This is a genomic window from Sphingobium psychrophilum (genome assembly GCF_012927105.1).
Taxonomy (GTDB): domain Bacteria; phylum Pseudomonadota; class Alphaproteobacteria; order Sphingomonadales; family Sphingomonadaceae; genus Sphingobium; species Sphingobium psychrophilum.
In genome coordinates this window covers 19,547-30,801 of the sequence record NZ_JABBFV010000033.1, presented here as the reverse complement: position 1 = coordinate 30,801, position 11,255 = coordinate 19,547, and the positions used below count along the sequence as shown (strand labels likewise).

Genomic DNA, 11,255 nt, shown 5'->3' with positions numbered 1-11,255 from the left:
TATCCGAAGTTCGCCGGTGACCACCCGCGAAACTGACCGGCCGCTACAGCGCTTGTTCGATGAGCGCGCGTCCGGTCAGCTTCGCTACCCTCAAAACCTACACCACGCGCCGGGACACGACCATCTCTGTGCGGCAATCCCAGCTCGAAAACATCGTGACGCTGTACCGGGCGCTCGGAGGTGGCTGGCAGGGGGCTGTTCCGACTGACGGGACCGCCCGCCGGTGAGGACACCAAAAGCACATCCGGTTGCCGCTATTCGCGCCTGTCGTGACGGCGCCCCGGTGGCCGCAGCGCCTGAACCGTGCTTGTCCTGGGCGCTCCTGCCGGGGGGGCAACGCAATATCACGTCGATGGATTTTGGTTCACACACGAGCGCTGTTAATCAATGCAAAGATTTTTGACGTTTCTTCACCCGACTATTTTTCGTCGCAATGCGTGCCATTGCCGCTGCCCAAGAGGGTAAAACCAAACCGTCAACGGTCCGGTCGAAGCCGCGCACACGGCACCGCAATCTGATGAGAAACTTTCCTGCGCCGGTTCCGATGAACAGCCGCTTGCTGCCGCTTAGCGGGTTCGGGCTAACCGACAGTTTTGTCCCAGAACGTGGCGATCGATTTGAACGAAGCCGACGGCGCGGCACCACCGGCAGCAGTCGACCAGCTTACATCGTTCCAATGCAGGCGCGTGAACGACTGGTTCCGTCATAATCCGACGTACCGGATTTACTGTTTGTCGCACACTGATGACGGAAACCAGTTGGAGGAAGCCGCCATTCCCGCTGGAGGCAAAGATTTCAGCTTCCGCCGGAGCAGGCCATCGGGGGTTAACCGATAGCTTTCTCCGAACATTACCCTGACTGCTTGCGTACTTAGCCCCAAGCGCGTGTGATCGGCTCCCAGACCGCATTGAGAGATGAGCGTCTCTGTCAATCTTGGCGCCAGTCCGATCAAGACGCTCGTCGGCCGAAAAATGGCAGGCTAGAAATGGAAAATCGCCGCCCGAGATGAACGCTCGCGCCATTCGGCCGTTACGCTTGCTCAATCGGGATACTTCATGACAAATCTACAGGCATCACGCCGTACTGTTCTGGGCGCAACCGCCGCCGCAATGGCGTTTCCAGTGTTCGCCACAACGCCCCCCACCACGCTGCTGCGTGGGGCTGACACCGTCCTTACCATGGCGGGCGTGCCGCTGACGGATACGGACATATTGGTGCGCGAGGGGCAAATCGTAGCGATGGGCCGCGCGCTGGATGCGCCCGGCGCCACCGTCATTGATCTTTCAGGCCACATTGTGCTGCCAGGATTGGTCGATACGCATTGGCATATGTGGAACACCGCCGCGCGCGGCCTATGGCGAAGCGCCAAGGGGAGCTTTGCGCCGACGATGGCGGCGATATCCCCGCTGTTTTCGCCATCCGATGCGGCCATCGGCGTCGAACTTGCGCTTGCGGAGGCGGTGAACGGCGGAATAACCACAGTGCATAATTGGGCGCACAACAGCCGCAGTCTGGCGCACGTAGAGGCGGAGATCGCGGCGATGCTATCATCCGGCGTGCGCGGGCGCTTCGCTTACGGATATGCGCAAGACACGCCGCCCGACCGACCCATGGACCTTGGCCATCTCGCAACGCTGGCGCGACGGCCACCCTCGACGCTCGTGTCGCTTGGCATCTGCGCGCGAGGCCCCGATCGTTCCGAGACGGATGTGTGGCGCGCCGAATGGGCGGTGGCGCGCAGACTGGGACTTCCGATATCAACGCATATGGCGTCTGACGCGATGGCGGCGGCGAAAGGTGGCATTGCCTCCCTGGCGGCAGCCGACGGGCTGGGGCCAGACGTGCAACTGGTCCATCTGACCGCAGCAACACAGCGGGAAATGGAGGTCGTGGCACGCAGGGGCAGCCCAGTCTCGATCAGTCCGTGGACCGAATTGGAGGTTGGCTATGGCGTGCCGCCGATCGCCGACATGGTCGCCGCCGGGCTGACCCTCGGCCTGTCGGTTGACAATATGGTGCTTGCAGGGAGCGCGGACATATTCTCTGTAATGCGGCTGACGACCGACCTTGCCCGTGGCATCGCGCGCGACGCATCGGTGGTAACCGACGAAATGGCGCTCCGCTGGGCGACTGTGGACGGCGCGCGCGGATTGGGGCTGAAAGCGATCGGCACGCTCGCACCGGGCCAGCGCGCTGATATCATCGCGGTGCGCACGGACGCCATTAACATAACGCCCGCCGCCGACCCATTCTCCCTGCTCACACACGCTGCACGCCCAGAGAATGTCGCACTGGTGATGATCGACGGGGTTCTTCACAAAGCTGGCGGCCATCTCTTGCGGGTCAACATCGCGCAACTGCAAGAGCGGGCGGAGCAATCCATCAAAGCCCTTCGTGCGCGCGCATCATTGTGAACAATGACCACTTCAGGTTTAGGCCGACTGCGGGTCGGTACATAGAATTGATCCAGGTATACGCTAAGCATCGTCAGCCTCGTTCTGGCGTCGTTCAGGTGCGCCGGAGTGCCTGTGCCATCTCACCTACGCTGTCTCTGACGTGAGGGCCGTTCGCCCGCCTGGAACCGGTCGGTAAGCTGGTTCAGCGAGGCTGATCATTCACCGCGATGCCACCGTTTTTACCAAACCGGCGTGGAGATATTCCCAAGTGGCGTTTGAATGCGTTGCTGAACGCGCTTTCGGATTCATATCCGAATGCGTCCGCCACCACGTTGATTGCATCGTCTGAGTTGGAAAGTCGATCGCTGGCGAGCAGCATTCGCAGCCGCCTCAGATATTGCATGGGTGCCACCCCGACGCTTCGCCGGAAGCGGACCGCGAAACCGGTGCGCGACATGCCGGCCCGTTCCGCCAGCGCAAGCACAGTCCACCGATGCGCCGGGTCCGCGTGCAGGGCCGCTATCGCGGTACCGATCTGTCGATTCGCAAGAGCGAACAGCCATCCGATCTGGTCGGCTTCGCCGCGCAGGGCATAAGCGCGTAGCACTTGCGCCAGCACCAAGGTGGCCAGATGTTCAATGATCATCCGGCTTCCAGGCTGCTGTTCGCCAAACTCGTCCATCATCTGCTGTAGCGACCGGCCAAGACCCGGCCGACCGGTGTCTTCGCGCACGTGCGCGACGGCTGGCAAGATGTCGCGCAGCATGTTGCCATGGCGTTCCTCGATCGTAAAGGTGGCGCTGACGATGGTGGCGCGGCCGCCGCCATTCCACATCGTGACGCGCCCAGGCGCTTGGCCTTCGAGCACGACGCGATAGTCGACCGGCGAAAGACTGGGGTCGCTCGCCAGTGCATAGGCATGGCCATGGGCCAGGATGAGACAGTCTCCGGCCTCAAGATGGAGCGGGTCCGCCACACCGCCCATGGTAAGCCAGGCGTCACCAGCGGTGACTGCATGGCATTTCATTTCACGGCTTGCTGGGAAGGTAATGCAGGCCTCGCCAGCATCGACGGCCCCGCACGCTACGTTGCGCGGCTTCAGGAGTGAGAGAATGTCGGATAGCGGATCAGCCGCATTTGAACGGTCGAGCATAAATCATACCGTATCACGCATATCACGTCCCGCGCGAGACCCGTATTCATAGCGCGGTCTTCGGACCTTTAATGCTGAGAAACCCGTTGGAAAGTGAGAATGATGGCGGATGGCCGGATCTGGATTCTGGGTGCCACTGGCCGAACGGGTCGTGCGGTTGCGGCGCGTCTGATGGCCAATGGCTTCGCGCCGGTTCTCGTCGGGCGCGATGAGACGCGACTGCAAGCGGTTGCGGAACGTATCGGTGGCGGCGCCACCATCAAGGTTGCCGGATCGCTTTCGGCAATCGCCGAGATGATCGCAAGCCAGCGACCGGCTGTTGTTCTCAATACGATCGGGCCTTTTACCACGACAGCGTTGCCCATTGCCCAGGTCTGTCCGCCAGGCACACACTATATCGATCTCTCCAACGAACTCCCTTCGGTGCAGGCGATCCTGGCCTTGCACGGCCGCGCCGTTTCAGCGGGGAGCATCTTCGTGACCGGCGCGGGCTTCGGCGTTCTCGCCACCGAGAGCGTGGTCCTGAAACTGTGCGAGGGTCGCCTCCCGGCGGCGCGCGTGCGATGTGCCGCCATCCCGGCAGTCGCGGTGGAACCTGGCCTGTTAGGCGAGGCCTTCGCGGCGTCGATCACCGAAGGCCTCGCCTTCGGAGGACGGCGTTACGAAGGCGGCGAACTTGTGCGCGCGTCAGTGCTGGGCAATTTCGAGCGGATTCCCCTGCCCGACGGCAGAATGGTAGGAACGGCCGGCGCGTCATCGGGTGAACTGGAAGCGGCTCGACGTGCAAGCGGTGCCTCTTTTGCCGTCGCCGCGACCAGCATGGTCCCTTCGGCATCAATCCTGCGCGCCATGATGCCGTCTTTGCTCTCCATCATGAAGATCGGACCCGTTCGCCGCTTTGCGGCGCGCAGGATCGCAGCGATTGAGGTGAAACCATCGGCTGCGGAAAAGCCGCAGGTTTCATGGTCGCACGCTCGGGTCGAATGGTCCTCGGGCGAAACACGTCAGGGATGGATGCGGACGGGCGATGCTATGGTCTTCACGGCAGAAGTGCTGGCTAGCGTTGCAATTCGCCTTGCAAAGGGTGAGGGTATGCCAGGTGCCTACACCCCCGGTGCGCTGTTCGGACATGGACTCGCAGACAAATGCGGCGGGGAAATTACCGTCGATGCGCGCGACACATAGGGGGCGTTGTTACATTTTTTGCACCCAGACCGAGACGTGCCGGATGCCTTTTCTTTTCGGCTCGGTACGAGAAATCGGTCGATGCAGGCATATGAAAGCTTGATCACGGGCGTCCTTGGAACCGGCCTCCCAGAGCGACGCTCCCGTGCAAAATATTTTACTGCGTCGGTCAACTGATGACCGGTCCCGACCAAAGCAGTCGTTTGGCGCATGGGTTCTGGCCGGCGATTTTGTCCCAGGAGATTCCGACAGCAGGCGACCAAGTCCGGACGTGCCCCCTCTACTCAGGAATGGCAGATCTCGCCGTAATCCGCCGCCATGGAAAGAGTGAGGTGCCCAGCATTGCTTGCAGCGCCGTTCCCGCGTCCTATCCGGATATATAGATTAGGCTGATAGGTCATCAGCGACCCTAGACCAACTCGTCCGCGAGTTCGACGCCTGTCGCGCCGCCGCCGAAGATGCCTATGATGCCTACGGTCAAGACCTGCCTGCGAGCGTTAGCCCTGCACGCAGTCGATCATTGAACGCGATGGCGTCTGATCGGGTATCTATCCGGGCGGTATGCTCGGCACCACCCGGTGTACCAAAATCATTAGCGCGGCTTCCGACAGTCAGAACCAGGGTGTCGTAAGCCTCACCTTCCTGGCATGGCGGTCGATCCCAAGGACTTCTGGCAGTCGTAGGCCCGGACATAGACCCCACGTGACGCGCACAGGCGCATACTCGCAGCGTCGGAGACCGCTATGACAATGCTTTGGCCGAAACCACAAACGGCCTTTACAAATCCGAGGTTATCCACCGGCGAGGGCATGGCGATCCTTTGAAGCAGTGGAATATGCCACGCTCGAATGGGTGGACTGGTTGTTTAGCCGCCATCCGCGAACACATGGCGCAGCCAGGGGAAATGGGTCCGGATTGCGGACAGCACCTCGACAACTCCATCGCGATCCTGAATGTCGGCAGCGTGGACGAGGATGAAGATCAGAAAACCGCAGGTGTCTGTCAGAATGTGCCGTTTGCGGCCTTTGACCTTCTTGCCAGCGTCAAAGCCCGAAATTCCACCACTTTCCGTGGTCTTCACCGACTGGCTATCGATCACTCCAGCGCTGGGCGAGGCTTCCCGTCCTTCGATTTCTTGCAAGTTCATAACCAACACGGTGTTGATGGCTTCGAACAGACTGGCATTGCGCCAGGCGTAGAAGTAGCGCCGGATAGTCGACACCGGAGGAAAGCATTTTGGTAAAAGTCGCCACGCGCACCCGCTCGCGGCTACATACAACATCGCGTTAAGGACTTCGCGCATATCTGCCGTTCGAGGCCGGCCTCCACGCCTTGCCGGAGGCACGAATGGCGCTGCAAACGCCCATTCAACATCGGTCATATCCGATGGATATCGCAGTCCCTCTCGGCTATGCTCGCGCTGGGCAATACCAGTCCATGTCACCATTCACTCCATCTCTTCGCAAAGAGGCGTGAATCACAACATGCTGGTATTGCTCAACAACTTTCAGATCGGGCTCTTATAGGGCAGGGTCGTTACGATGGTGACATTATTAACGACCAGTCCTGTGCTGTTGTTCTTTTTTAGAGGCTTGGCAAGCTACCACTTTACAGTCATGAAGCGCGGACTGTTCACGGTGTGAGTGCCTGAACGCTGCTTTTTTTGTTTAATGCGGGCGAGATATGACAAGCAACCATGTGAATATCGTTCCTGTCATATTGTCGGGCGGATCTGGCACCCGGCTTTGGCCCGTTTCTAGGCCTGAACGCCCCAAGCAGTTACTGCCGTTAACGGCGGACGAAACCATGCTTCAGCTTACAGCTGTGCGGACGCGGGGATTTGATGTCGCTTCGGTCGGCCGCCCTATCCTTGTTTCCAACGCGGCCCATGCTGACATCATCGACGAACAGCTCAAACAGAGCGGCATCCACGATTATAGCGTCATTCTCGAGCCGATCGGCCGCAATACGGCGCCTGCTATCGCCTTGGCGGCGCTGGAAGCACAGGGCAGCGACGCGCTGTTGGTGATGCCCAGCGACCATGTCATCGACAATCTGCCCGCCTTCCATGACGCCATCGCGCGCGCCCTGCCGCTAGTCGCGCAGGGCTGGCTGGTCACGTTCGGCATCGAACCCGATGGCCCGGAAACGGGATATGGCTATATCCAGATGGGGGCGACCTGTGGCGAACTGGTCCATGAAGTCGTCCGTTTCGTGGAAAAGCCCGACGTCGCGAATGCGGAAAGGATGCTGGCTGAAGGTAATTATGCCTGGAATGCGGGAATATTCCTATTCCGTGCGGACGCCTATCTCACTTCTTTGGAACGGCATCAGCCAGATATGCTGGCCGCTGTCCGCAAATCCATGACGGAAAGCAAGCGTGACGGCGCTCATATCTTCCCCGATGCCAAGACATTTTATGCCTGCCCGTCGGACTCGGTCGATTACGCGATCATGGAACGCGAAACGCAGGTTGCCTGCGTTCCTGTCAGCATGGGCTGGTCGGACGTAGGTAGTTGGGATTCCCTGCATGCTGTCAGCACCAAGGATGCCGGTGAAAATGCGGTGCGTGGGGATGCCCTGCTACTGGGTGCGCGAAACTGCCTTGTCCATAGCGACGGGCCACGGGTTACGCTGGTCGATGTCGATGACCTGATCGTCGTCGTATCGCAGGGTGAGATCATGATCCTGAAGCGCGGTGAATCCCAGAAGGTCCGCAAAGTGACAGAAGCGATCAAGGCCATCGCCGTCGCGACCGCAACGAACTGATTTTCCGGCACGGCCACGCATGTCTGCGGGCATGGAGAGATATATGACCCAATCCGTTTCCATCGCCGATCTGATGGCGCAATCCGGCGTCGCGTTCGGGACCAGCGGCGCACGTGGGCTGGTGAGCGCGATGACGGATCGGGTGTGTTTCGCCTATATGGCCGCTTTCCTGCAACATCTGAGCGCCATTGGGCAGTTCGCGCCCGGCGTCCATGTCGCGATCGCGGGCGATTTGCGCCCGTCCAGCCCGCGCATCATGGCGGCCTGCGCCGCAGCGGTGCGGCATATGGGCGGAGAGGTCGACTATTGCGGGTTCGTGCCGTCGCCCGCCGTGGCGGCCTATGGGTTCGCCAAGGCCATTCCGTCGCTGATGGTGACGGGCAGCCACATTCCCGACGACCGTAACGGCATCAAATTCAACCGCACCGATGGCGAGGTGCTGAAACCGGACGAACTGGCGATCCGGGCGCAGAGCGTGTATCTGCCCGACCTGTTCGACGGCGCGGGCATGCTGAAGGACGCGGCGCCCGGCGAACCGCTGGTCGATGTCGCTACCGCCTATATCGCGCGCTATGTCGATTTCTTCGGAGCGCAGGCGCTGGCTGGGCTGACACTGGGCATTTACGAACATTCGGCGGTCGGGCGCGACATATTGGTCGCGCTGGTCGAGGCGCTCGGCGGCAAGGCGGTATCGCTGGGCCGGTCCGAGCGCTTCATCCCCGTGGATACAGAGGCAGTGCGGCCTGAGGACCAAGCGCTAGCGCTGCAATGGGCAGCGGAATTGGGGCTGGACGCTATCCTGTCGACCGATGGGGATAGCGATCGCCCGCTGCTGGCCGACGAACAGGGCGTGTGGATGCGCGGCGACGTGCTGGGCATATTGAGCGCACGGGCGCTGGGCATCGCGGCGATCGCGACGCCGGTCAGCTGCAACAGCGCGGTGGAGTTGTCGGGGCTTTTCACGGCGGTGCGGCGGACGCGGATCGGGTCGCCCTTCGTGATCGAGGCGATGAACGGGCTGACAAGCGAAGGCCAGGCGAGCGTGTGCGGTTATGAGGCCAATGGCGGCTTCCTGCTGGCGACGCCGGTTGAAGCGGAAGGGTGCATATTGGGCGCGCTGCCGACGCGGGACGCGGTGCTGCCGATCCTGTCGGTGCTGGTCGATGCACGGCGGCAGGGCGTGAAGCTGTCGGCGTTGCAGGCGCAATTGCCCGAACGCTATACGTTCAGCGAGCGGTTGCAGAACTATCCCACGGCGCAGAGCCAAGCGCTGATCGCGCATCTGGAGCAGGGCGAGGAGGCCGCCATTCTGTCGCGGCTGACGGCCATGTTCGGGGAACTGGCGGGCGAAGCGGACGGGATCGACCGGACCGATGGGCTGCGCATTCACTTTGCGGGCGGTGACATCATCCACCTGCGGCCGAGCGGCAATGCGCCGGAGCTGCGCTGCTATACCGAAAGCGGCAGCATGGAGCGGGCGGCGTCGCTCAATGCGCAGGCGTTGGCGCTGGTGCGGGATTATAGCGTTCCGGCCTGATCAGGCGTTTGCGCGGCGGTTTGAGACAGCGAGTGCTACAGGTGCAGCGCATAAGGCATCGCGCAAGATATTGATAATAAATGATTTTTCCTGAACATGCCATTCGGGATGAACACGCGACGTCCTATTCCCTTTTATAATCAATGGCTTGTGATGAATTTTGTTTGCGTCGAGGTGGCATATAACGGCCAATGGTGGACGTTTACGCGTTCATTCCGGGTTCGGGAAAGCAACCCCTAAGGCCGTCACCCCAGCGCAGGCTGGGGTCTCAGGCGATGGCGGGATGTAGTCGGTCTGCACAGTAAATTATGGCCTATTACGCCTCCGCCTGAGATGCCGGCCTACGCTGGCATGACGATTGGGCGGCGGCCTCCCTATGGCGACATATGCGATGCGGACTATTACCTAACCACCCATCCCGGCCATTGCATCCCCTGACGCAAGGATAGCGGATGAGGCCACCACCGTTTCAATCAGCGCGGGATGGCAAGCAGGGCTGACACTGGTCCCGCCGTCACGGTGAAGGCGCAATCGCCCTCCAGCAGCAGGCAGTCGCCCTTTCCCCAGGCCAGGCCGTTGACGGTGCCTGCGCCGGTCAGCGGCGTGAACCAGAGCAGCTTGCCGTCGGGTACGACGACGCTCTGGTCCGCAGTCCAATTTACCAGGTCGAGCGAGAAGGGGGCTTCATCGTCGGCGATCAGGCGAGTTTCGCTGCCGATCGGGGCTTGCGTCAGGGCGCGGTCGTAGGGGACCAGGTGGCTGACCGCGACGCCGTCTTCCAGATGCAGTTCGCGGGGGCGCCCATAATCATAGAGGCGATAGGTGACGTCCGCATTCTGCTGGATTTCAGCGAGCGTAATGCCTGCGCCGATCGCATGGACGGTGCCGGCAGGGATGAAATAGCAGTCGCCCGGCTTGACTGGTTTCCAGTCGATCCATTGTTCCAGCGAGCCGTCCTGCGCGGCGGCGCGGAACTGGCCCGGCGTCATAGGGGCGGTGAGGCCGATGCCCAGCGTCGCGCCGGGTTCGCAGTCGAGGATATACCAGATTTCCTCTTTGCCGCGCAGCAGCCCATTGGCCACGGCTTGCGCGTCATCGGGATGGACCTGGATCGACAGCCGGTCGCTGGTGAAGATATATTTGACCAGCAAAGGCAGATCCCGACCGTCGGCGCTTTCGAACCAGACTTCGCCGATCTGGCGGCTCGCGCCATCGGCGAAGATCGCGGGAAGGTCGGTTCGGCCCCATGGCTTTTCGACATAATGGGGAACGAGCTTTTGCATCGACAGACTATCCCATGATCAAGAGGCTCGGTTTCTCTTTAGTCATGGCTTCCCTGTCAACAGAATCCCGCGCAGATAACGGCCATAATCCGATTTGCCGAGCTTGCCGATTGCCTGTTCCAGCTGCGGGCCATCGATGAAGCCCTGGCGATAGGCGATCTCTTCCGGGCTGGCGATCTTGAAACCTTGCCGTTTTTCAAGAACACGGACGAAATCGGCGGCGTCCAGCATGCTGTCGGGCGTACCGGTGTCGAGCCAGGCATAGCCGCGGCCCATGATTTCGACATGGAGTTCGCCGCGTTCGAGATAGACGCGATTGACGTCGGTGATTTCCAGCTCGCCGCGCAGCGAGGGCTGGAGGTTGGCAGCGATATCCACGACCTGTGCGTCATAGAAATATAGGCCGGTAACCGCCCAGTTCGAATTGGGGGTTTGCGGCTTTTCCTCGATCGTGACGGCCGTCAAGCTGTCGTCAAAGCTGACCACGCCATAGCGTTCGGGATCGGTGACATGATAGGCGAAGACGCTAGCGCCGGTGGCGCGCGACGACGCGCTGCCGAGGATCTCCGGTAGGCCATGGCCGTGATAGATATTGTCACCCAGGATCAGCGCGGAAGGCTGACCCGCGACGAAATCGGCGCCGATGATATAGGCCTGGGCCAGGCCGTCGGGGCTGGGCTGCTGCGCATAGTCGATGGTCATGCCCCAGGCCGAACCGTCGCCCAGCAGCGACTGAAAGGCGGGCAAATCGCGCGGGGTGGATATAATGAGGACTTCGCGGATGCCCGCCAGCATGAGCGTGGTGAGCGGATAATAGATCATCGGCTTGTCATAGATCGGCATGAGTTGCTTCGATGTCGATAACGTCATCGGATAGAGGCGGGTGCCGCTGCCGCCTGCGAGAATGATACCCTTCATAGCCTCAACATCCC

At 61.1% G+C, this 11,255-nt stretch carries 7 protein-coding genes and 2 pseudogenes; 5 read left to right on the top strand and 4 right to left on the bottom strand.

The genetic code is table 11. The annotated features are described in order from the left end of the window. Positions 1-1,055 precede the first annotated feature (1,055 nt). Entirely contained in the window at positions 1,056-2,414 is a 1,359-nt protein-coding gene (locus tag HHL08_RS23440; protein WP_169575332.1) for an amidohydrolase family protein, read from the top strand. A 184-nt stretch (positions 2,415-2,598) separates the two neighbouring features. On the opposite strand, the gene HHL08_RS23435 is transcribed toward HHL08_RS23440, so the two are convergent. Further along, on the bottom strand, positions 2,599-3,549 hold the full coding sequence (locus HHL08_RS23435; protein WP_169575331.1) for an AraC family transcriptional regulator: 951 nt from the start codon (positions 3,547-3,549) through the stop codon (positions 2,599-2,601). Between the two features lie 99 nt (positions 3,550-3,648). Between HHL08_RS23435 and HHL08_RS23430 the strand changes: the two genes are divergently transcribed. Both HHL08_RS23430 and HHL08_RS25805 read left to right on the top strand, forming a co-directional pair. After that, entirely contained in the window at positions 3,649-4,734 is a 1,086-nt protein-coding gene (locus tag HHL08_RS23430) for a saccharopine dehydrogenase family protein (RefSeq protein ID WP_169575330.1), read from the top strand. A gap of 727 nt (positions 4,735-5,461) precedes the next feature. Then, positions 5,462-5,712 (top strand): annotated as a pseudogene (locus tag HHL08_RS25805) (hypothetical protein); the annotation flags it as partial. Here HHL08_RS25805 and HHL08_RS23420 read toward each other — a convergent pair. Beyond that, positions 5,603-6,181, bottom strand: a pseudogene (locus tag HHL08_RS23420) (IS5 family transposase); the annotation flags it as partial. The pseudogenes HHL08_RS25805 and HHL08_RS23420 overlap by 110 nt on opposite strands. Before the next feature lie 236 nt (positions 6,182-6,417). On the opposite strand from HHL08_RS23420, the gene HHL08_RS23415 reads away from it, so the two are divergent. Together HHL08_RS23415 and HHL08_RS23410 are read left to right on the top strand one after the other, a co-directional pair. Continuing rightward, a complete protein-coding gene (locus HHL08_RS23415) occupies positions 6,418-7,503 on the top strand; it encodes a mannose-1-phosphate guanylyltransferase/mannose-6-phosphate isomerase (protein WP_169575329.1) in 1,086 nt (361 codons plus the stop codon). A 43-nt stretch (positions 7,504-7,546) separates the two neighbouring features. Further along, positions 7,547-9,040 (top strand): phosphomannomutase, encoded by a 1,494-nt coding sequence (locus HHL08_RS23410; RefSeq protein WP_169575328.1) that lies wholly within the window; start codon positions 7,547-7,549, stop codon positions 9,038-9,040. Positions 9,041-9,513: 473 nt separating this feature from the next. Here HHL08_RS23410 and HHL08_RS23405 read toward each other — a convergent pair whose 3' ends face one another. Continuing rightward, positions 9,514-10,329, bottom strand: coding sequence for a class I mannose-6-phosphate isomerase (locus HHL08_RS23405; RefSeq protein WP_169575334.1), 816 nt, complete (start codon positions 10,327-10,329; stop codon positions 9,514-9,516). A gap of 36 nt (positions 10,330-10,365) precedes the next feature. Beyond that, positions 10,366-11,241, bottom strand: coding sequence for a glucose-1-phosphate thymidylyltransferase RfbA (gene rfbA / locus HHL08_RS23400; protein WP_169575327.1), 876 nt, complete (start codon positions 11,239-11,241; stop codon positions 10,366-10,368). Positions 11,242-11,255: the final 14 nt, after the last annotated feature.